Annotated in this window: 20 protein-coding genes; 1 reads left to right on the top strand and 19 read right to left on the bottom strand. The window is 53.6% G+C overall.

Annotated elements, in window-relative coordinates; translation table 11 throughout:
* Positions 1-395: 395 nt before the first annotated feature.
* The 19 genes from ftsH to pth all read right to left on the bottom strand — a co-directional run bounded on the left by ftsH (position 396) and on the right by pth (position 22,587).
* Positions 396-2,510, bottom strand: a complete 2,115-nt coding sequence (gene ftsH / locus GCU45_RS16660) for an ATP-dependent zinc metalloprotease FtsH (protein WP_145029930.1) — start codon at positions 2,508-2,510, stop codon at positions 396-398.
* Positions 2,511-2,623: 113 nt separating this feature from the next.
* Positions 2,624-3,163, bottom strand: a complete 540-nt coding sequence (hpt, locus tag GCU45_RS16665) for a hypoxanthine phosphoribosyltransferase (protein WP_076176679.1) — start codon at positions 3,161-3,163, stop codon at positions 2,624-2,626.
* A 52-nt stretch (positions 3,164-3,215) separates the two neighbouring features.
* Entirely contained in the window at positions 3,216-4,661 is a 1,446-nt protein-coding gene (tilS, locus tag GCU45_RS16670) for a tRNA lysidine(34) synthetase TilS (protein ID WP_152399698.1), read from the bottom strand.
* Between the two features lie 75 nt (positions 4,662-4,736).
* Complete coding sequence (locus GCU45_RS16675; RefSeq protein ID WP_152399699.1) at positions 4,737-5,684, bottom strand: serine/threonine protein kinase; 948 nt, start codon at positions 5,682-5,684, stop codon at positions 4,737-4,739.
* On the bottom strand, positions 5,668-6,405 hold the full coding sequence (locus GCU45_RS16680) for a vWA domain-containing protein (RefSeq protein ID WP_152399700.1): 738 nt from the start codon (positions 6,403-6,405) through the stop codon (positions 5,668-5,670). The genes GCU45_RS16675 and GCU45_RS16680 overlap by 17 nt, the downstream gene beginning before the upstream one ends.
* A gap of 164 nt (positions 6,406-6,569) precedes the next feature.
* Positions 6,570-8,981: a stage II sporulation protein E gene (spoIIE, locus tag GCU45_RS16685; protein WP_425281296.1), complete on the bottom strand. Its 2,412-nt coding sequence runs from the start codon at positions 8,979-8,981 to the stop codon at positions 6,570-6,572.
* A 536-nt stretch (positions 8,982-9,517) separates the two neighbouring features.
* On the bottom strand, positions 9,518-10,006 hold the full coding sequence (locus GCU45_RS16690; protein ID WP_094600118.1) for a S1 domain-containing RNA-binding protein: 489 nt from the start codon (positions 10,004-10,006) through the stop codon (positions 9,518-9,520).
* Between the two features lie 125 nt (positions 10,007-10,131).
* Positions 10,132-10,497, bottom strand: a complete 366-nt coding sequence (locus GCU45_RS16695) for an FtsB family cell division protein (protein ID WP_116234463.1) — start codon at positions 10,495-10,497, stop codon at positions 10,132-10,134.
* Positions 10,498-10,557: 60 nt separating this feature from the next.
* Entirely contained in the window at positions 10,558-11,136 is a 579-nt protein-coding gene (gene yabQ, locus GCU45_RS16700; RefSeq protein WP_145029942.1) for a spore cortex biosynthesis protein YabQ, read from the bottom strand.
* Entirely contained in the window at positions 11,133-11,414 is a 282-nt protein-coding gene (yabP, locus tag GCU45_RS16705) for a sporulation protein YabP (protein WP_089549461.1), read from the bottom strand. The genes yabQ and yabP overlap by 4 nt, the downstream gene beginning before the upstream one ends.
* A 189-nt stretch (positions 11,415-11,603) precedes the next feature.
* Positions 11,604-11,882 carry an RNA-binding S4 domain-containing protein gene (locus tag GCU45_RS16710; RefSeq protein WP_076176670.1) on the bottom strand — a complete coding sequence of 93 codons (279 nt, stop codon included), beginning with the start codon at positions 11,880-11,882 and terminating at the stop codon, positions 11,604-11,606.
* A gap of 1 nt (position 11,883) precedes the next feature.
* Positions 11,884-12,156 carry an HU family DNA-binding protein gene (locus GCU45_RS16715; protein ID WP_076176669.1) on the bottom strand — a complete coding sequence of 91 codons (273 nt, stop codon included), beginning with the start codon at positions 12,154-12,156 and terminating at the stop codon, positions 11,884-11,886.
* A 316-nt stretch (positions 12,157-12,472) separates the two neighbouring features.
* Positions 12,473-13,963, bottom strand: a complete 1,491-nt coding sequence (gene mazG, locus GCU45_RS16720; RefSeq protein ID WP_152399702.1) for a bifunctional methyltransferase/pyrophosphohydrolase YabN — start codon at positions 13,961-13,963, stop codon at positions 12,473-12,475.
* A 219-nt stretch (positions 13,964-14,182) separates the two neighbouring features.
* Positions 14,183-15,862 carry a putative polysaccharide biosynthesis protein gene (locus GCU45_RS16725; protein ID WP_152403135.1) on the bottom strand — a complete coding sequence of 560 codons (1,680 nt, stop codon included), beginning with the start codon at positions 15,860-15,862 and terminating at the stop codon, positions 14,183-14,185.
* A gap of 189 nt (positions 15,863-16,051) precedes the next feature.
* Positions 16,052-16,594 (bottom strand): stage V sporulation protein T, encoded by a 543-nt coding sequence (gene spoVT, locus GCU45_RS16730; protein WP_105442451.1) that lies wholly within the window; start codon positions 16,592-16,594, stop codon positions 16,052-16,054.
* A gap of 245 nt (positions 16,595-16,839) precedes the next feature.
* Positions 16,840-17,964, bottom strand: a complete 1,125-nt coding sequence (locus tag GCU45_RS16735; RefSeq protein WP_152399703.1) for a peptidylprolyl isomerase — start codon at positions 17,962-17,964, stop codon at positions 16,840-16,842.
* Positions 17,951-21,475, bottom strand: a complete 3,525-nt coding sequence (mfd, locus tag GCU45_RS16740) for a transcription-repair coupling factor (RefSeq protein ID WP_152399704.1) — start codon at positions 21,473-21,475, stop codon at positions 17,951-17,953. The genes GCU45_RS16735 and mfd overlap by 14 nt, the downstream gene beginning before the upstream one ends.
* Positions 21,476-21,715: 240 nt before the next feature.
* On the bottom strand, positions 21,716-21,946 hold the full coding sequence (locus tag GCU45_RS16745; protein ID WP_076176664.1) for an anti-sigma-F factor Fin: 231 nt from the start codon (positions 21,944-21,946) through the stop codon (positions 21,716-21,718).
* 80 nt (positions 21,947-22,026) lie between these two features.
* On the bottom strand, positions 22,027-22,587 hold the full coding sequence (gene pth, locus GCU45_RS16750; RefSeq protein WP_076176663.1) for an aminoacyl-tRNA hydrolase: 561 nt from the start codon (positions 22,585-22,587) through the stop codon (positions 22,027-22,029).
* 149 nt (positions 22,588-22,736) lie between these two features.
* Between pth and GCU45_RS16755 the strand changes: the two genes are divergently transcribed.
* A complete protein-coding gene (locus GCU45_RS16755) occupies positions 22,737-22,937 on the top strand; it encodes a hypothetical protein (RefSeq protein ID WP_076176662.1) in 201 nt (66 codons plus the stop codon).
* Positions 22,938-22,956 lie beyond the last annotated feature (19 nt).

The following is a 22,956-nucleotide window of genomic DNA, read 5'->3' on the forward strand; positions in this document are numbered from 1 at the left end:
GGCTTCATAACCTCATAACATCATGAATAGTTTGTGAAAATTCTCCCAAAGTTGCCCGTTGCAACCTCGAGACCATCTTGTTTATCAACTAATTTACACAAGGTTCACGATACTGTCAATTGACTAAAATGATCTTTATATGCTATCTAGCCGAAAGAAAACAAAGCTTCCCGCTCGATTCCGTCCGATTAGGCCGCCTCGCTTCTATTTGGAGAATGTAGCCGCCCCAATCGCTACTATGCCTCAAAAAAAATAACTGGTGCGACAGAGTTAAGGCGGAACGCTATCGGCTTCAATGCTTAAACACCCCAAATGGCCCCCGCTCTTATTCCCTGGCAAACGACACAAAAAACCCGGGGACGGCTAACCGTCTCCGGGCTGTTGTTGCATTGGGATTAGGATCTGGATTCCGGCGGTGTTCCGCCGTTGCCCGAACCTGGATTCTCATTCGTCCCATCATTGTTATTTGGAATGTCGCCCGGTGTATCCGTGTTGATATCGCTAGGCGGGTCATTCGGCAAGTTGGATGGAACATCGTTCGGAATTTCTTCCGTTGGCAGGCTGGTATTATCCTTGCCCTGAATGCGTACACGCACGTCACCGACGTTGTCGATCACTGGGGCGCCGCTTTCGGAAGAACCTTCACCATCTCCGCCCTCTTTCGGACCGTCTTCGGAAAGATAACCCTGCTCGATCAATTCCTTGATTTGATCCAGTTCCAGCGTTTCCTTCTCAAGCAGCGTGTTGGCGATGAGGTGAACCTCTTTCGAGTACTTCGTCAGCAGTTCTTTCGCCCGCTCGTAGGACTCGTTTGTCATGCGCTGCATTTCCTGGTCGATCTCGTAAGCGATCGAATCACTGTAGTTCTGCTCGTGACCGAGGTCACGGCCCAGGAATACCTGACCTTGCGAGGACCCAAACTGAAGCGGTCCAAGCTTCTCGCTCATACCGTATTCCATAATCATGCTGCGGACGATGCCCGTAGCCTGCTGGAAGTCGCTGTATGCGCCTGTTCCGATTTCACCGATAAACAGCTCCTCGGAGACCCGGCCGCCCAGGAGACCCGTCACCTTATCAAGCAGCTCCTGCTTGGTCACAAGCATCCGGTCTTCCTTCGGCATCATGATGACATATCCGCCGGCGCGTCCGCGCGGAATGATCGTTACCTTGTGTACCATATCGGCATGCTCCAAGAAGTAGCCCACGATCGTGTGACCGGCTTCGTGGTAAGCGACAATCCGCTTCTCCCGGTCGCTGATCACGCGGCTGCGCTTCTCGGTACCGACGATGACACGGTCAATCGCCTCATCAACTTCTCGCATGGAGATGTCTTTACGGTTACGGCGTGCAGCAAGCAGCGCCGCTTCGTTCATCAGGTTCTCCAGCTCGGCGCCGGTAAAGCCTGTCGTACGTTTAGCCACAACATCCAGCTTGACATCTTTGGTCAGCGGCTTGTTGCGTGCGTGAACCTTCAGTACCGCCTCGCGGCCTTTCACGTCTGGACGATCGACCGTAATTTGACGGTCAAAACGGCCTGGACGCAGAAGCGCAGGGTCGAGGATGTCGGCACGGTTCGTTGCAGCCACGATGATGATACCTTCGTTGCCGCCGAAACCGTCCATCTCAACGAGGAGCTGGTTCAGCGTCTGCTCGCGTTCGTCATGCCCGCCGCCGAGTCCGGCACCGCGCTGACGACCTACGGCGTCAATCTCGTCAATGAAGATAATACATGGTGCATTTTTCTTGGCGTTCTCGAACAAGTCACGCACACGGGATGCACCGACCCCGACGAACATTTCCACAAAGTCCGAACCGGAGATACTGAAGAACGGAACTCCGGCTTCACCCGCTACGGCGCGGGCGAGGAGGGTTTTACCTGTACCTGGAGGGCCTACAAGGAGAACCCCTTTAGGAATACGGGCACCTACTGCGGCAAATTTCCGCGGATCCTTCAGGAACTCAACGACTTCGACAAGCTCCTGCTTCTCTTCGTCAGCTCCCGCAACATCCTCAAAGGTAACCCTTTTCTTCTCTTCATTATATAGACGGGCGCGGCTCTTGCCGAAGTTCATTACCTTGCCCCCGCCTCCCTGCGCTTGATTGAACAGGAAGAAGAAGAGAATAAACATAATAACCAAAGGAATCAGGGAAGAGAGCAGCGTCAGCCAGACGCTTTCGCCTTCCATCTTCTTCTGGGTGAATTTCATGCCGGTTTTGTCACTGGCAGCTACCAGCTCTTCGATTGCAGCATCTGTAGCCGGAGTGTAGGTCGAGAAATTCTCTGATTTAACGTCGGCCGGTTTATTCTTATATTTACCGGTTACCAGATAGGCGTAACCGTCGAATTGAACCGTAATTTCCGATACGTTACCAGCAGCGATTTGCTGGCGCAATTGATCGTATCTAGGGCTGTCAGCAGATTCACCGCTGTTGCTGACAAACTGGACTATGCCCACCACAACTAAAAAAAGAATCAAATAAAAACCAGAATTCCGGATGAACCGATTCATCCCCTACCTCCTCTCAAAACACTTTAATTATTTTACCATAGCCTGTCTGACCATCTCAAATAGAGGTGGTAAAGGCATGAGCGTGCTTAAGCTCATGGGCTTGAGTAGCGCAATTAGTGGGTATAGATTTCCGGTTTCAAGATCCCGATGTAGGGCAGGTTCCGGTAATGCTCAGCGTAATCCAGACCGTATCCGACAACAAACGCGTCAGGGAGTACGAATCCGGTATAATCCGCCTCGAGCTTCACTGTTCGGCGGGCAGGTTTGTCAAAGAGCGTAACCACGCACGTCGATTTGGCGTTGCGGCTCTTGAGCAGCTCAATCAGATGGCTCAGCGTGAGACCGCTGTCGATAATATCTTCGACAATCAGCACGTCACGTCCTTCAACCGGGACATCCAAATCCTTGATGATTTTGACAACGCCCGAAGACTTGGTCTGCGCCCCGTAACTGGATACGGCCATGAAATCGAGTTCCATAGGTACTGTCATATTTTTAACCAAATCCGCCATAAAAATAAACGCGCCTTTGAGTACACAAATCACAAGAGGGTTGCGACCCTCATATACCGAGCTCAGCTCGGCACCGAGTTCCTTAATTTTCTTCTGGATTTCTTCTTCGCTGATCAGAACTTCTTGAATATCGTTTTGCAACTGAGCGAACCTCCTACGTTATACTATGAAAGCCTAACAATGACCATTACAGTTACTCCGCATTCCCCGCATCCTCCAGGGAAAGGTGAAGCACTGTCGATGTATGCGCACCTACAGCGGCATGAATCGAACGCCGTACACCCGGGATCCATACGATGCTGCCTGAACCGTCAACAAGAACCGGTATGCGGGAGCGCATGGATGGAGGTATCTTCGCGTCAATGAAAATATCTTTTACCTTTTTGCTTCCGTTTAATCCCATGATTCTCATTGTGTCCCCAGGCTGTCTTGAACGGATCGTGAGCGGAAACTGCAGCTCATCGGCGTCAAAAACCGCTTGATGACCGTCTAACGCCATCTTGGACAATTGATTTACTTCAGGCGTATGCTCCGCCATTCTCAGGACTTTCCTTATTTCTTGCAACCACAACTCCGGGACGATTGCATCCAACCGATATGTATAGCCAATCATCTTCTCCGGCATCCCGTGCATAAACGTTATCCAATCGTATTCGCGTATGCAGACCAGGCCGCAGCCCAGATCCAGGTGCCATGTTGTGCTGTCTTTCTGATGAATCCCGTGCCGAATGGTTTCGATCTTGTGATAATCGGTGTTTTCGGAACCCGGCGACAGATAATTTAATATTAGTTTAATCAACCTCCGTTGTAAAGCGACATGTAAGGCCAAAAAGGAAGGCGCCCGAAAAGCGTGCCTTCCATGATTACACTGTACCAGTTCGCGGTATGCGTTCACCGCTGCCTGTTCCACGAAGTCGTCTTCCGGGCCGATAATGTCAGCCATCTGATTGATCGATTGAACAATCCGACTATTATATTGCCCTAAATAAGGCAGGACATCCAGACGGATTGCATTCCGTCTGTACTCGGTCTGGAAGTTGGTCTGGTCGACAGCGTATGGATAACCTTTCTGCTCACACATATCCACGAGGTCTGTTTTGTATATACGTAAGAAAGGGCGGATAAGTTCCACATTTTTTTCCCGTCTTTTGAACCGGATTCCCCGGAGCCCCCCCGGCCCGCTTCCGCGCAGCAAATGCATCAGCACCGTCTCCGCCTGATCGTCGGCATGATGGGCCAAAGCGATAGTGTTGGCGCCGCAGGCCTGCGCCGTTTCAAACAAAAATTCATAGCGCTTGAACCGGGCCGCCTCCTCCACCCCCTTGCCGCTCGCCTTCATATAAGAGGGTACGTCGACTCTGGCCATCTCAAACCGGATACCTAATTCCGCGGCCAGCCGCCGGACCAGTTCGGCTTCCTCATCCGCTTCCGGCCGCAGCCCATGGTGAGCGTGGGCACAAATGAGGTTAAGGGGGACCGCCGTTTCGGAAATGTCCTTCAGAACATGCAAAAGAGCCACAGAGTCCGGACCTCCGGATACTGCGACTACGAGGGTGTCATGGGGAGACCATAAGCGGTGCTCTTCCGCCGTGCGGAGCACTTGCTCTTTAATTGTGCTGAACTTCTGCCTGCTCTCCATCCATGTTCTCCTTTTTTCGCATTCATGCCTATGTATCAATATCTTCTATTATACAGCTCACCGATCTGGTTTTGCTCATTTAAAAAATACAAAGTACACCGCAGCTCCCAGCATAATGACTGAGAAGGCAAACGTATTGATCAGCCACCTCGGCGTCTTCCCCGGGGCTCTCCCGGAAATGGCCGGTGCATAAATTTGCTGTTTCCACGCGGCCAGCGCCTCCCTGGACCCCGGAAATTCACCTTGGACCGCTTTGCGCAGCCATGGAGCATACGGCTTCAGTCTCGGGCTCCGGCCGATCAGGTTGAGCAGTTCAGAACAGTTCCGCGTCTGCGGGAGCAGCTGGGCGCAGGCCGCCTTCAGTCCCTCTTCATTCAGAAGCTGGATCATCAGCACGGCGAAAGCGAACAAGTCGTAAGCTTCATCGCTGCTGCGGCTGCCGGCATTCCAGTAACCCCGGTCATACCACTCCGTGAACTGCTTGACGCTGCGTCCGATTTTACTGACGCCGCCGTAATCGATCAATTCCACCTGCCCATAATCCGATACCATGACATTGTCGGGCTTAAGGTCTCCGAATATGAACCCGAGCCGATGCAGGCCGGTCAGCTTTTCGAGCAGCCGCAGCCCTGTAATTCCAACCCATTCCTCGCCCCGCCGGCGGATAAAATGATGGATCGGATTCCCCTCAATATAACGCATCACGTAGAATGGCACTTCTTTACCCATTCCCGTAAAATCATCCACTTCCAGCAGAAACGGAGTTTTGAAGCTCCCCTTCAGTCCGTCCTGGTGCCTGCTCTGTGACTGCAATGAGGTCAGCACATTGATCTCCGACTGCAGATCCAGCGTGTCATACCCCATTTTCAGCGCGTACAAATTCCGGTATCCGGCCTTGTGAACGAGGTACACGATGCCGTTGCCGCCCTGTCCAAGCACTCGCCGGATCACAAAGCGGTTGTTATGCCATTTTCCCGTAATTACCGTTCCGGCCGGATATGCCGGTCTAGACGACGTAGTCACCGAGCATCCCTTCTCCTTCTCCGTCATTTCCCCGCCAGGTTTGTCCGTCTAGTGTACCATAACGGAAGAAATCAATCACCTTCAGAATCGCCGGTCCGGTTGGCGTGGCCCCTTTCATTTGGATTCGTTGAAATAGATTACGCACCCCGCCAAGATCCTGGATCCAATCGGTGTCCATGACGGCGTCCTCTGTGCTGTTGCGACCGGGAAAATGGAATACGGCCAATTCGCTGCGGCCTTCTCTTGCCTGCAGGCTGAGCATCAAATCCCGGATGGCGTCCTCGACCGCAGCCAGCTTCGGCTTCATGCTGGCACTGGCATCAATCAACAGGGCAACCTGCAGCGGCGTCGTTTCAGTCAGCTCATCCACGACTTGAACGACCTGGGACCGCTGCTGGGGCGGAAGCTCCTCCAAGGATCCGTCCCCCAAAATCGTCTTTAACTCCTTATTAACCGCCTGCTGTATCGTCTGAACCACCGTTTTACGCGTCATCATCTGCATCGTCTGGGCCAGTTGTCTGGTCCCCACGATGTGGCTCACCCCCCCGCCAGCCTTGGCAATTTCAGTGATTTCCAAGCTTCCCAGCTCTCCAATCGTCCCGTAATCGATCACACCGGCAACATTTACCGTAATTCCCTCCTGCAGTGCATGAGCTGCGGCCATGACCGGGCTAGCCCCGACATTGGAACAACCGTCCGTAATTAATAAAATTTGTTTCATAATGGCATCATACCTCCCAAAAGTGTCTATCACCCTTTAGGCTCTAGTATTTCCACTTTTGAGAGATTCAAACGGCAGCCCGGCCTCTCCATCCCATTTCCCGGGCAATGGGACGGCTAACAACTAGTTTACATATTCACCTCCGATCATCCCCGGCAAAGCGGTCAGCTGACCGTGCGCGGCCGCTCCATGCGGTCGACGCCCGGCACATGCAGGGTAGCCCACTCCGGTTGGTAATGCTCCACCTTTCCGACAACGACGGTCATGTCGTCATGAATCTGATTTTGCTGGTAACGAATCACTTTCTCGAGCAGGCAGTCGGCAATATGCTGCGGATCGTTGCTTTCGATTTCCTGCAGCATCCGCTTCATCCACAATTCCTTGTTCACAGCGTAACCCGGTGCATCGTAGATGCCGTCCGTCATCATGATAACGATGTCCCCCGCCTGCAGCTTCAAGGTGACCAGGTCCACCTCAATATCCTGAATAATGCCGATCGGTAGGTTGCTGGCCGAGACGGGAATCACGTCATTGCCCCGTTTGATAAAGCTTGGGGTGGAGCCGATTTTCATAAACGTCGTTTCCGCTGTATATTGATCAATCAACGCCATATCCACCGTCGCATATATCTCCTCCGGGGATCTCAGCATCAGGATGGAATTCACCGATTTGATCGCCAGCTTCTCATCCATGCCCGACTGCAGCAGCTGCTCCAAAATGTTAAGCGCGGTGCTGCTCTCGAGTCTCGCTCGTTCTCCGTTGCCCATACCGTCGCTCAGCGCCACGGCGAAAGTGCCATTGCCCAGCTCGACCGTGCTGAAACTGTCGCCTGACAGCAGATCTCCTCCTTTGGCGGCCCCGGCCACCCCCGTCGTAATTTCGAACGTTTTGGCCGAACCGAACATGACGGTCGCAAGCCCGTCTTTGGTGCTGCTGAACGTTTCATTCAACACGGCCACATGCTCGTCCAATATATTGGATAGCAGCGGCGCAATAATTTTACGGCATTCATCGTACCCCCTTGTATACGCATGCACAATTTCGATTTCCACGTGTCCGGGATCCAAACTAATGATTTCGATCCCCTGGATCGACAGTCCCAGCTTCTCCAAAGCGTCCCGAATTTGCTCCTCCTGCCGGTACATCGCTTGTCCTTCCCGCTGAATTTCCTTAGCCAGGTCCTCCATCACCTGGGATACGCCCGATAATTGCTCGGCGACCAATTGACGGCTATCGTATATTTGCCGTTTCCATTGCATATCATGTTGGTAGAGATGATACTGCTGCTTCATGACATCCACAACGTCGCCGGTTTTGGCGCACATTCTCTTCCATTCCTCCGGAACGTCCTCAGCCGACATCTCCGGGTTCTCCTCCACCGAAGTCATCACGTCGGTCATATATTTATAGGTTTGATAGAACTTCGCGTCCCAGCAATGGTTTTTCTTGAAGCAGTTCGCACACGCCCCTTCCGTCACAGCATTCATAAAATGGTCCATTTCTTCGTTCCGCTTGCTCACCTCCTCCGTGCCGGACACCTGGCCGAAGCTCTGGGACAGCTGACGGAACACCTGCGAGAATTGGGTCACCCGCTCGGCGGTCAGATCCCTTACCCGCTTGGCATACTCATGCTGCGATTTGCTGTGATCCGTCGTCCCCGGCACATACTTGGAGATCACCGCAATCATCGCTTTCGGGGTCAGCAGAAACAGTCCGATGGCGATACAGGTTTCCCAGGTGGACTGCATGACGTCGCCCGGACCGCTGAAATAAATAGACAGGATGGAAGAGCCCAGCAGCATGCCGATGGATACGGCCCCTTTCCGCCCTTCCCGCAGCATTCCGGCGAGCATCCCGGAAAAAGCGAGCAGGCTCATCTGATAAATGGCCGATATATCCGCCAAGCTCAGAATCAACCCGGTTACGACGCCGACCGAAGCCCCGAGCGGCGCCCCGCCGACCAGCGCAAACACCAGGATCAGGTACCTGGAGAGGACATGCTCCACGGACAAATTATATACGCTCCACCCCACCGCACCTGTCATGACGGAAGCAAGCAGGATAATCAAGCATAGAATTTCTTCGTTTTTCAGCTGGTAGTTCTTTTTCCTGTACGTAAACACCGGAATCGCCTGGATAAACACGAGCGTCAGCACAAAGCTGAGTACGGCATCGACCGCGGTCATCATCAGGGCATACCATGTAAACGGCGGACCGATCAGCACCATGAATATTTTGACGCAGAAAGCGGAGACGAACACCATCAGCGGCGCGTAGGATAACTCGGCGTGGTCAAAGGCGTTCAGCCCTTTATACATCAGGTGGAAGATGATGAGCTCGGCGGCGATAATCAGCGGTGCCGGAAACGGAGCAAACAGGGAGCCCAGGATTACGGCCATCCCCACCGGCAGGATGTAATCCCGGCGCATGAAGGCGATGACTGCAAAAAAGGCGACCGCAAACGGCGACAGCTCGTCCAGTATCATGGCTTTTCCGAGTAAGAAGCCCATAAAAGTCAGCAGCAGCATCCACTTCTTTGCTGCGAGGAACTGCATCGGCCGCTGCACGGCCGACATGTTCCGGATCCGTTCCGACCAGCTCATTCCGTCCACGACCGCTTCCCCCTTTGCCGATTTCATGACAGGCACGTCCATCACATTCCATTTTTCCATGATCTTGGCACCACCATTTCGTAGGATTTGTTGGTACCCATTATAGAACCGGTGAAACATGAAAGTTTGTCAGAACAGCGGACAAGCGACCAAGAAATTTCCGACAAAAAAGCCTGCGTTCCCGAATGATCGGAAATCCGGGTCGACTGGTTGTCCCCCAACACTTCCAGCCCGTTTCCAGCGGGTTCGATCCGGGGGAATCTCCCGAATAAAATCACCGCTTCGGCTAGCGATTGCGACAGAGATAGCTGGAATGGCGTTGGATGCTGTCGGTAATTTCTTGCAGAACGACAAAATTACCGAATGCCGCCCTTGATGAGAAGAAGACTGCAGAACAGCGCCTGGCCCGCAGCAAAAACAAAAAAACCGCAGAAGGCTTGGTGCCCTCTACGGTTATCTGCTTCATACGGTTATCGTATGCTCTAATCTGTTAGTAAAAATTACATGCGTTTCGCGCCACGGCCTCCGCGCTTGGATTCCGTGTTCTTCTTGATCGACGATATGCGCTCCTCGCTGTCTTTTAGGAAACGAGACATTTTATCCTCGAATGAAGTCTTGTTGGCCGCAGGCTTAAACGGACGCCCGCCACGTTCACGATTGTAACCTCCACCACCACCGCCAAAACGGTCTCCGCCGCCTCCACCGGTACGTTCCGGTCTTGGTCCTCTTGGAGGCCGAGCTTCGGATGCCGGCTTATCAACAGCTTGTTTGATGGAAAGCCCGATCTTGCCGTCCTTATCGACATTGATCACCTTCACTGTCACAACATCATTGATCTTCAGGTGATCGTTAACATCCTTGACGTAATTATCGGCGATTTCCGAGATGTGAACGAGACCCGTGACACCTCCTGACAGATCCACAAATGCTCCAAAATGCGTTATGCCTGTCACCTTGCCTTCTAACTTGGTGCCCACTTCGATTGCCATAGAATAAAATGATCCTCCCTTAAAAATATACAACAAGATTTAATAAAACCTTGGCTGTGGTGATTTGATTATACATAAAGCGTAAACCCAGGTCAACTGAGTAATAACCCACTTCAGCGCCTATATTAAGGGCTGGTGGATTCCGCATGAATCGGGGTTTCGCCCGGCAAATACAGACCATAATTTTTCCTTGCCAACTGTCCGATATACTCCGGATCGTTCAGCCGTTTCACGTCCCGCTCGAGCTGCGCCTTCGTCTGTGTGGTCTGTGCCTCCAGCTTCAGCTTCTTCGACAGCTCGGAACTCTTGTCCGCAATTTGCGAATTCTGGTCAATAAAGGTATAACCTGCCCACCCCATAAACAGAATCATGAAAGTCAGCCATAAAAAAATCCGCCTCCGTGCGCCAGCATGATGACCGGCAGGCTGTTTGTCATTCTTTTGTGTAGTCTGCGGACGGGTTTGGGCTGGTGATGCAGCGTATTTTCCCATGAATGCCTCCTCTTTACAAATACGGAAATCTTTGCGTAACGGGCCGTTCCTAAGCCTTGTCTACTCCTTGGAGAACCATCGCTTCCACAGCTCTGCAGCTGCGGTGAGAAACTTCCTGAACCACTCGGGCATCTTCAGACGGGAGGTGATGGGGCGGAGCATCCATTGAAGCAGCTTCCAGAAAGGCGTGAGACAGCGCAGGATCACGTGGAGAAGAAACATCAGGAGGCTGCCGAGCATGACGGCAATCCACTTCAACAGTTTCAAGATCGCACGGATCGGAGCCCAGACGAGCGCTCGAAACAAACGCTTGACCACATCAATCACGTAACGTACTGTCCTTATCAACATTACCACAAAACGCTGGGTTGTAACACTCAAGATTAAAAAATATAACCATACCCCAATAAAGAGTCCCACAAATACATAAAACCGAAGCTGGCCGTAATTGCTGATATACAGCATCCGAAACACAAACAGGGCCGCAGCGCTCCAGTACAGCACGTCCAATACATGAAGGGTCCATTTCGGAAAGTGGAGCTGGCCCGACAGCACCCGGTAACTGTCATAGGCCACCCCCAACGCCGCTCCCGAGAACAGCATCCACAGCAGGGTAATCCATTGAATCTGTGGACTCATTTAAACAGCTTGCCGAGCATTCCTTTGTTTTTGCTGTGCGAACCGGGATCCAAATAAACCAGGGAATTCACGTGGCCCTCGATCGAGAGCAGGCCTTCTTCCAGGTTTAAATTTTTAATATGTAAATTCTGGCCTTTAATGGTCAGGTGCCCTAGCTCGGTTTGGAGCAGAAACTCCTCGCTGTCAAAACTCTCCACATTGTTTACCCCCGTCAGGTGCAGCTGCTTGCGATTCAGCATATGCAATTCATGCTGCTTGTTTTTCGCTTGCTCGATCATGGCATGTACCCCTCCTTCTTAACAATAGCTTATGGAGCGGTTTCGGGGTTTAGAACCAGCCCTGCCGGGTGAAACGGAGGAACTTTAAGCATGATCTGAGCATCGTGCCAAGCTAAAAAGGCATCCCCCGATCGCGATCGGAAGATGCCTCTAATGTGCTGCTGTGTATATGCCTTCTGGAATGCCCGCTTACCAGTTCAAACCGTTATCTTTGGCGATCGGTTCTTCCTTGACCAAGGTGTACAGGCTGTTCGCCTCGTCCTTGCGGGTCGTTTCGGCAAGCCGCTCCACCTTCACGGTGACCAGCTTCTGGCCGAACTGGACGGTGATCTCATCGCCCACCTTGACCGTGCTGCTGGGCTTGGCTTCCCTGCCGTTAATGAGGACCCTTCCCTGATCGGAGACGTCCTTCGCAACGGTACGCCGCTTAATTAACCTTGATACCTTAAGGAATTTGTCGACGCGCATCTTATTTTACGGCTTCTTTAAGCTTGTTGCCCGCTTTGAAAGCAGGAACGTTGGATTCCGGAATTTCGATGGTTTTGCCGGTTTGCGGGTTGCGGCCTGTACGACCGGAACGCTTGCGGGTTTCAAAAGTGCCGAAGCCGATCAGCTGAACTTTTTCACCGCTTGCCAGAGCTTCCTCAATTTCACCCAGGAAACCGTTCAGAACGGACTCCACGTCTTTTTTAGTCAAACCGCTTTTCGTGGAAATGTTGTTGATCAGATCTGTCTTGTTCATAAATTATAATCCTCCCAATATACAAAGAAATAAGTATTGGCGCGGTAGAGGAGCTTAACCCCAAAACATACCGCTTTTGGCGCGTTCTGTATGGTATTCTTGCTGTGCCGCCCGAATTCCTGCCTCAATCCGCCATTTTTTTATAATTTCCGAGGAAATCCCTGCAAAAAGGAGCTGCTGGGTGTCATCTAACGGAAATTTTGCGCGAAATCGGAATCATGAAACACAAAAGTCATTCATTCCTGTTCGCTAAAAGGGCTTCACTCCACAGGCATTGAAGGCGCCCTCCGTCCCTCCGGGTACCGGAGATTTCATATCATACCTCATTTTTGGCCCGTTGCCAAATTTTCTCCATCTCATCCAGGCTGGCTTCCTGCAGCGTTTTGCCTTCTGCGTGCAGCACATCCTCGATATAACGGAACCGGCTGACGAACTTGCGGTTCGTTCTCGACAGCGCTTCTTCCGGATCGGCATCCAGGAACCGGGCCGCGTTCGCCGCCGCGAACAGAAGGTCACCCAGCTCGCCCACCTGCTCGTCGACGCTCTGTCCCTCCGCCACGGCCTGCCGCAGCTCTCCGAGCTCCTCCTCGATCTTGTCGAATACACCCTCGATGGAATCCCAGTCGAACCCGACCTTGGATGCCTTCTTCTGAAGCTTATATGCCTTCATGAGCGCCGGCAGGTCTCTTGGAATCCCGTCCAGGGCGGACGCCTTCTCGGGCTCGATGCCTTTACGGCGTTTCTCCTCGGCCTTCATGGCATCCCAGTTCTGCAAGGCGGCTTCCGCATCCTTGGCCTTGTTCTCGCCGAACACATGCGGATGGCGGAAAATCAGCTTGTCATTCAACCCTTGAATGACGTCGAACACGCTGAAGGTGCCTTCCTCTTCCTCCATTTGCGAATGCAGCATGATTTGCAGCAGCAAATCGCCAAGCTCCTCCTGCATATGCTCAGGGTCATCGTCATCGATGGTCTCCAGCACCTCGTAGGTTTCCTCGATGAGATTTTTCCGGATCGACACATGCGTCTGTTCCCGGTCCCACGGGCAGCCCTCCGGACTACGGAGGATGCCGACGATCTCATGAAGCCGGGCGAAGGTCCGCTGGCGCAGGCTCTCGTCGTCGCTTCTAGGAACGTATACGAGCGAGAGGTTGCCATAGCCTTCGACGCGGTCCAGCTCAAACAGCGGAACCTGAAGCACCTGCTCCTCCCCTTCGACACCAAGCGCATGTCCGACAACGACCTGGTAATCGTCAGGATAGAGCTCCATGAGGCACAGCTTCACCTCGGAAGCGGTAAACTCATCGTATACCTGCCCGATCACGGTGTGCAGCTGAGGCTGCAGCATGCTGCTGCGAATGCCGGTGGAATCGAGAAGCTGAAAGCCTTCGATCGGATCAAAGCCGAGACGGATAAAGGCTTCGTCGAGAAAGGACTCCCCGCCCAGGATTTCAAGGGAGATCCCCTTCTGCGGGCAGTGCTCCCTCAGCAGCTGAACGGTGGATTCCGCCACCATCGGATGCCCGGGCACCGCATAGACGATCAGGCTCTGTTCATCGCCGGCCGAAGCCAGCTCCAGCAGCCGGTCTGCGATGGAGGCGTACACCTCCGGAAACGAATCATGCGCTTCGTAGATGTGGTCAAACGAACTGACTTCGAGCTTCAGCTCCTCCAGCATCGACATGACCGGATGCTCTTTCGTTCTGACGTAGATTTGCGATGCCTGCTGCAATGTCTTCACAATACCCATCGTCAGCCGGTCCGGGTTGCCCGAACCGAGACCGACAACCTTCAGTACTGCGCTCATATGTCATTCCTCCGCTCTATTTCCCATTCTTCCGGGAATGGGGCATAAATATACTATATCACGGTTTCTTTTTTAAAAGAAAACCAGAAACGCAAGGAGGGCCCCGCATGGCTCGGCCCTTTACTGAAGCTAGTTCAGCGGCTCCGTTAATCCGCCGCCTTCTATCATTCTCCCTCTATGACGGCCAAAAACAGAAGATTCCTCCGTCCCCTGCGGTTATTACCGCAGCAACCGAACCCGCTTCAGTAAGGCTGTCAACGGACGGCCGATCTTCGGCAGCATCGCAAGCTCCTCTTCGGTAAGGAGCTTGGCCAGCACGGCGCCGGCGAGGAACACGGCGCCTCCGGCCGCGGCACCGGCAACACTTGCCGCGGCAGCCACGAGGCGGGCGGGCAGCCCAAGCGCGGACAGCACCGCGTCCGCCGCGAGCGCCACAGCGCCCGCCACCACGGCCATGCCGGCCAGCATCAGCGCCGGCTTGGCCAAGGCGGCACCGGCGCGAATGCGCAGGCCGGTGCTACGGGCCAGCAGCGCGATGTTGAGCGCTGCTGCCAGGAAGTGCGCGGCCACGCCGGCGATGGCCGCGCCGGTAATGCCCAGCTGCGGGACCAGCAGCAGGTTCAGCAGCGTCTTCGCCGCTGCCGCGGCCAGCAGATGCACGGCCGGCGCACGCACGATGCCGACGCCCTGCAGGAGCGCGGCTGAAATGATGCTGAGCGCGCTGCCGACGGCGGTGAAGGCGATCCAGCGCATGACGCCGCTGCCCGCTGTGTCCTGATACAGCGCGATATTCAGGGGATCAGCCAGAATGGCAATCCCCACCGATGCGGCGAGTCCCAGCAGCCAGAACCAGCGCAGGGACAGCCGAGTACGCTCGCTCACCAGCTCGCGGTCTCCTCTCGCCTTTGCGTCCGCCAAAGCGGGGATGAACAGCACTGACAGCGACGTGGCCAGCATCGTCACCAGCTGGACGATGGGGATGCCGCGGTTATAGATGCCGAACTGGATCATCGCCCCCGCCTCGCCGGCGCCTCCGGCTTTGAGCAGCCGCGGTACGGTAAAGCTGTCCACCATGCCGATTAAAGGCACGGCCAGTGAACCCAGACAGACGGGAATCGCGTACAACAGGATCCGCTTCAGCAGGCTCCAGCTTCTCTCCCGCCCGGCTTGACGCGGCTGACCCGTCCGAACGGTAGACTCCTTGTGCGTCGACAAGGCAGCGCCTTCTGCGCCGGCAGAGCCACGCTGAGCCCGCCGGAACCTGCGCCAATAGCCGAGCATAACGATGAGACCTGCGGCACCACCAGCGGCCGACCCCAACAGCGCCCCTGCTGCGATGGTCTCCGGCTTCGCCCCGATCCCCGTCAGGTAAATCAGCAGCCCGATCATGACGGCGACCCGCGCACACTGCTCTGTGATCTGCGAAACGGCGGTGGGCATCATGTTTTGGTATCCCTGAAAAAAGCCTCGCATCCCGGTCATCACCGGCACGAACAGCAGCGCTAAGGACGCTGTCCGCACCGCCGGCACGACGCTGGAATTGTCGATCCAAGTCCCGATAAACGGAGCGCAGGTGTACACGGCGGCCCCCAGGACGATGCCGAGCAGCGCCAGCAGCACCGAGGACAGCCTCATCACCCGGAGTCCTTCCCCCGTCCCCCCGACGGCTTCGTCCTCTGCGACGAATTTCGAGATCGCGGCGGGCAGGCCCGCGAGTGCGATCGTCATCATTAATGAATAGAGCGGATATACCGTGTTATAGATGCCGAACACCGCATCCCCGCCCATGTTTTGCAGCGGAATTTTCTGCAGCGTGCCGATCAGTTTCGACAGCACCATAGCCATGCTTAAAATCAAAGCCCCCTGCAGCATCTTCGATGCCGCACCTGTCTGTTTCATCCTCTTCCCTACTTTTTGCCCGGATTCAACCTCGGTCATTTGGCGTTGCTTCCGTTTTTTCGATACGAATATACCTATTATACCTGAGGAGAGCGGACACAAAAAACTCCCGCCTTCATTCCCGGGTCATCCGTGAATAAGAAGGGGGAGCTTCGGGTGCTCGAGGAAGAGCCGTACCGGGCTGCCGGATTACTGCTCCATTTGCTTGCCAAGAAAAGCAGCGGCTGTCTCGGACATTTTGACTTCCAGCTGCGACATCTTGGTCGCTTCGTCCTTGCTCAGCAGGATCACTGAACCAATTGGATCTCCGCCGGAAATGATCGGCGCGACCACAAAGGAGGACAGGTTCTCCTGATGGTCCTTGCTGATTTCGTAGCTGCCTTGGTTTGTTTCCAGCAGCGTCTTGCGGCTGTCCATGCAGTTCTCGATCAGGGATCCGATCGGTTTCTCCAAGTATTCCTTCTTGGAACCGCCTGCAACGGCGATGAAGGTATCGCGGTCGGAAATGATCGTGATGTGTCCGGTACCTTCATACAGCGATTCCGCATATTCCTTGGCGAAGTCGCCCAGCTCGCCGATCGGGGAATACTTCTTCAGAATGACTTCACCATCACGGTCTACAAAAATTTCAAGCGGATCTCCTTCACGGATACGCAGTGTACGTCTGATTTCTTTTGGGATGACCACTCTGCCCAGGTCATCGATACGGCGGACTATTCCAGTAGCTTTCATTAACATGTTGCCCCGCTTTCTAGAGAAGATTTTTCAACTACTGTTCTTATGGGAAGAGGTGAGTCCCAGGAATATAAGTTGTGATATCTGCCCATAGTATTCATCCATTCCCAATTCCTTATACATGATGTTGGAACTATTAGTTGCGGTTGTTCTGCACATTTTATCCAGCTCATTGATGCAAAAAAAGACGCGGGTCTGGCCCGCGCCTTCCTTCCTGCACACGATTCAATGCGGAATATGGATTATTTGCCCGATCCCTCTCCGGGCTCGGTTACCTTTTCTTCAAAAGTAGTCGTACCTTTATCGCTGGTTTTGGCATCTCCGCTGCTTTTGCCTTCCGTGCCGCTGCCGGACGTTCCCGTTCCGGTTGTTCCTGTGCCGCTCTTGGACGTATCCGCCGTTTTCGGCAGATCAATCTTCTTGATGATCTTCGTCAGGTCATTCTGCATAAACTGATCGATCTTCGATGCGCCCAAGTTGCTCCGGATCATTTCTTTCTGATCGTTCGTCAGCTTGTCATAAGGCGTGTCCTTGCGGGAGTCGACCTTGATAATGCTGTATCCAAGATTGGATTCGACGGGAGCACTGATTTTGTTCAGTGGAAGGGTCAGCACCTGCTCCTTGAACTCCTGCACGCTCCACTGTCCAACGGTAAAGTCTTTGTAGACGCCGCCATTGTCCTTGGAGGAGGAATCATCCGAGTACTTTTTGGCCAGCTCGGCAAAATCTCCCCCTTTGTCCAGCTGCGATTTGACGTCTTTGGCAATCTTCAGCGCATCTTCCTTGGTGCGCTCCTTGTTATTCGAATCGGTCAGCCCGATCAAAATATGATGCACCGTGGCTACCATGAAATCCTGCTTGTTGGCCTCATACTGCTTCTTGATGTCGTCTTCGGTCACTTTGGCGTTCATATCCTCCATGACCGTCATAACCTGCACCAAATATTGCTTGAGCTCGTCCTCTTTGAGCTTCTGGTCGCCCAGCAGCTGCTTGAACTGGTCATCGCCCACCTGTTTCTTCATTTGGTCGATTTGCTGGCCGGCCTTTTTCTCGCCTTCCTTCTTGGCATCGTCCGTAGCCTTGCCGCTCAAATATTTAAAAGCAATTTTTTGCTTCACCAAATAATCCTGGAAATCGGCCATGTCCATAAATTGGGCATACTCCGGAGACATAAAGGTCATGATTTTTTTCTGCGTCTCAAATTCATTCTCCGTAATCTCTCCGCCTTCATAGGTTGCCACCGTTTTACTGGCATCCTTCTCTTTATCGGAGCCGCCTTTCTCGCAGGCTGCCAGCACGGAAAGGGTCAGTACGCACACCAAAGTCAGCAGAATTCCTCTCCATGCTTTTTTCTTATTGAACAACATCCTGAAGTTCCTCCTTCGATTTGAACAGCTCACGGATCGCTTCCAAGAATTGTTCCAGCAGATCGAGCAGCTGCTTGTCATCAAGCCCCTTGCCTTTGATTCGGATCGTCATTTGAGCATCCTGCTCAAATTGTACACGTCTCTCGAAGCGATTGCCAACTTGTGCAAGCTTCGCGGTGCTGACGGCCTTTTCCTGCCCCTCGTAAAATTTGAGGATCAGATCATCCCCACGGCGGTTGATGGAGTCGATGCCGTACATCTTGCCGTATACCTTCAGCCGGGCGACGGTCAGCAGGTTCGTTACCGCCTCCGGCAACTCCCCAAAGCGGTCCAGCAGCTCATCCTCCAGCTCTTTCCCGTCGTCGAACGAAGAAACTGCCGCCACTTTCTTATAAATTTCAATTTTTTGAATGCTGTCATAAATGTACTCGGACGGCAAATACGCATCAATGCCGATATCGAGCGCGGTATTCCACGTCTTCTCCGGTTCGACCTTTTCTCCGAGAACGGACACCTTCCGCTTCTGGATTTCCTCGGCAAGCATTTGCGAGTACAGGTCGAAGCCGACGGAGGCAATGAACCCGTGCTGCTCCGCACCGAGCAGGTTCCCCGCTCCGCGGATCGCCAGGTCGCGCATCGCGATTTTGAAGCCGGAGCCGAGCTCCGTAAACTCCTTGATCGACTGCAGGCGTTTCTCCGCCACCTCGGTCAGCACCTTATCCCGCTGGTACGTAAAGTACGCATACGCAATCCGGTTGGAGCGTCCGACACGGCCGCGCAGCTGATAGAGCTGGGACAGGCCCATTTTGTCAGCATCATGCACGATGAGCGTATTTACGTTCGGAATATCGACGCCTGTCTCGATAATGCTCGTGCTGACAAGGACGTCGTATTCCCCGTCCAGAAAGTCGAGAATCGTCTTCTCCAGCTCCGTCTCCGACATTTGCCCGTGGCCCACTCCAACCTTGGCCTCCGGCACCAGCGCCGAAATTTGGGCGGCCATTTCATGAATGCCTTGAACGCGGTTGTACAGATAATACACCTGACCGCCGCGGGCGAGCTCCCGTTCGATGGCCTCCCGCACCAGCGTCTGGCTGTATTCCACGACATACGTCTGCACAGGGAAACGGTTTTCCGGCGGCGTCTCGATGACAGACAGATCCCGGACTCCCAGCATGGACATATGCAGCGTCCGCGGAATCGGCGTCGCCGTCAGGGTCAGCACATCGACATTCGTCTTCAGACGCTTCAGCTTCTCCTTATGCGTCACACCGAACCGCTGCTCCTCGTCCACAATCAGGAGGCCCAGATCCTTGAACACCAGATCCTGGGACAACAAGCGGTGCGTGCCGATTACGACGTCGACCGTCCCCTGGCGGATTCCCTTGATCGTCTCGTTCTGCTCTTTCCGCGAACGGAACCGGCTCAGCACCTGGATGTTCATCGGATATCCCGAGAACCGCTCCCGGAACGTCTCATAATGCTGCTGCGCCAGAATCGTCGTCGGCACAAGAACGGCCACCTGCTTGCCTTCCATGGCAGCCTTGAACGCCGCGCGGATCGCCACTTCGGTCTTGCCGTAGCCTACGTCTCCGCACAGCAGCCGATCCATCGGACGGTTCCGCTCCATATCCTTCTTGATCTCTTCGATCGCCCGCAGCTGATCGCGTGTCTCATCGTAAGGGAACATTTCCTCGAATTCCTGCTGCTCGGTCGTATCCTTCTCAAAGCCGTATCCCGGCGTCGACTGCCGCTCGGCGTACAGCTTGATCAAATCGTCGGCGATGTCCTGTACCGAAGAGCGGACTTTATTTTTAACGCGTGTCCACTCGTTGCCGCCCAGCTTGTATATCTTCGGCTCCTTTTCCTCTGAACCGACGTATTTCTGAATGAGATCGATCTGTTCGATCGGTACAGACAGCTTGTCGCCGCCGGCATACAGGATATGCATATAGTCCTTGTGGATGCCGTTGATTTCCAGCGTGCCGATACCCATATACTTACCGATGCCGTGGTTTTGATGGACGACATAATCGCCGACCTTCAGCTCGGTATAGCTCTTGATGCGCTCGGCGTTATCAATGTTTTTGCCCAGCTTGCGGATCTTCCGCTGCTTCTGGGAGAACATTTCGCCCTCGGTAATTACCGCCAGATGAATGGACGGCATCTCAAAGCCCGTCTGCAAATTACCCTGCAGCATGATCGGTTCCTCGATGTTGTAATCCTGGAGCACCCGCCGCATCCGGTCGAGTCGTTCGTCGCTGCTGGCAAGCATCATCACCTGAACCCCGGACTTATGCCAGCGGTCCATTTCCGCTTTCAGCACGTTCATCTGCCCATGGAAATCCTGCATCCCCCGGCTGATAAAGTTCAGAATATTCTGAGGCTGGGTATGCGGAACCTGACGCAGGAAAATCGACATGAATATCGTCTGGAACGGACGCTGGTACAGTATCTCGTCGCCGTCAACGGACAAATGCAGCTGCGGCAGCGTCTTTCCGTTCTGCAGCAGATGCAAGTTCCACTCGGATTCGTCACGCTCCAGCTGTTTGGCCGTTTCAAGAAGGCGCGCCGGCTCGTCGAGAACGAGGACGGTGTCCTTGTGTAAATAGTCGTACAGCGTCTTGTGCTCCGGATAGAGCAGAGAGATATATTTATAGATTTCCGGAAAATAGACATGCTCGCGAAGAAGCTCCATCTCCCGTTTCATTTCTTCCGTTAGACGCAGCTTCGCCTGCCGGTCGGTCATCTTGCCAAGCTGCTCTTCCAGCAGTTGAGCGGTGGCTGCAGCTGCCTGCTCCAGCCTCTGGTGATCGGCGATGATCTCCTTGCAGGGCGTAATGGTGACTTCCTTAACTTTATCGATTGACCGCTGATCGGACGGGTCAAACGTGCGAATCGAATCGATTTCGTCGTCAAACAGCTCGACGCGGTAGGCCAATAAGGAGGTCATCGGGTAAAAGTCGATAATTCCTCCGCGTACGCTCATTTCGCCCTTGCCTTCGACCCGTTCTACCCGTTCGTATCCCATTTCGATCATTTGGGCCAGGAAAGCTTGGGCGTCCAGTGTGCCGCCATCCTGAATCACAATTTGGGCTTTGGCCATCACTTCCGGGGCAGGCAGAAACCGGCGCACACCCGAAAACGGTGCCACCACAATGCCCGAAAACCCCTGCGCGCACTTCATCAGCACATCAATACGCTGCGCAAGGGTCTCTGGACTGGATACCGCGGATTCGGCTGCCACCAGCTCATTGGCCGGATACAGCAGCACACGGTCTGGTGAAAGCGCTTCCTGTAAATCCTCCGCGATTTTCTGGGCGGAAAACATGTTGTGAGTGACGACGAGCATCGGGCGTTTGATTTCTTCAAACAGTGCCGACAGCATAACCTGACGCGCGGACCCCGATAACCCGGAAACGAGCTGTTCCTTCATACCGGCCGATAACCCGGCGGTAATCGACTTTAAATCCGGATCTTTAGAGAAAGCTTCTATAAGTGCATGTAACAAAGGGGGCACCTCTCTTATGCTTACTTGTTATCTTTTGGATGGTAGATTGAATTTTACCATAAAATACCTGACTGCGGTGATTTTTCGCTGTGCTTCATTAAAATATATCTACCGGCTGCGGACATCCCCTTGTCTTAGGAGACTGGACAAAAGGAATACCCAAAAGAAGCCTCAGCAGCACTGCCAAGGCCCTTCCATTCACGGTATCTGTCCGCTTTATTCGCGGTTCCGCGCACAGCATTATTGAAGCGGGTTTGCCAACAGGCTCAGCTCCGGATTGTTCTCCAGCGCTTCTCTGCAGTAATCGCAGATCACTTTGACCGTTACGTCGCCGCTTAAATCATACGCTATTATATCTCTACGTTCTGCCGGGGTCAAGGAATGGAACCCCAGCTGGGCGTCGGTAACCAGGGACGAATCTATTTTTCCGAGCGGCGTGCGGCAGTGCCGGCAAATATAATTTATTGCCATCTATATGCCTCCTGAAAGTCGTTTATACTTCAGTATGCCCGAAAAAACGTTCGTTTAGCCCCCGGTTCCTGCCCCCGAGATCAACCGTTAAACTTGGCCATCGTTTGTTCAAAGGTATGGTTCAGACTGAACTCCGCGGCGTCGCAGGCTTGCTCTATCATCGTCTTCAGCAGCTCGTTCTCCTTTTTCGGAAAATTCGAGAGCACATAGTCGACGATCGCATATCCCGGCTCAGGCCGGGAAATCCCCATCCGGATCCGGTCGAACACCTGCGTTCCCGTATGCTGAATGATCGATTTGATGCCGTTGTGGCCTCCGGCGCTGCCCTGATACCGCAGGCGGATTTTGCCGGTTGCCGTATCCATGTCGTCATAAACGACGATCATGTCCTCGAGCTTAGCCTTGTAATAATCCATATAGGCCCGCACCGCTTCTCCGGACAGGTTCATGTAGGTCATGGGCTTGATAAGAACGACCTTGTCGGTTCCGATAAAACCCTCGCCGATCAGCGCCTTGCATTTGCTTGGCCCAAACTTAATACCATGCCGCTCCGCCAGCGCATCCAGCATCATAAAACCGACGTTGTGGCGCGTTTTTTCATAATTGGATCCCGGATTCCCGAGTCCTACAATCCATTTCATTGCGTTAATCGATCCTCCAAACCGAATGCTGCCGCTACGCCTGCTGTGCAAGTTAGCATTAGCACCAAATTTTGTTACAATAGAGTATAGGATGCTGCATCGCTTCTTGCCTTGGCATCCATGATCACCATAAGAAGGTGGTACGATTCATGACTGAATTCGGCCAATTGCTTACGCTGCACCGGCACTTTCAGCAGCACCAGATCCACGGCATTCCCGTTCAGGTTCTCCGGCAGGGCGTACACGTGGACATTGGAACGATTACCTCATTCACCAAGCACTTCGTTGAAATTCAAGGTACGCTCTACAACCGGAATTTGTATACGTTTGTGTCGACTCCCGGATATTAAAAGAGCATGCGCGAGAAGG

It is taken from the genome of Paenibacillus cellulositrophicus (genome assembly GCF_009363095.1).
GTDB lineage: Bacteria > Bacillota > Bacilli > Paenibacillales > Paenibacillaceae > Paenibacillus_AQ > Paenibacillus_AQ favisporus.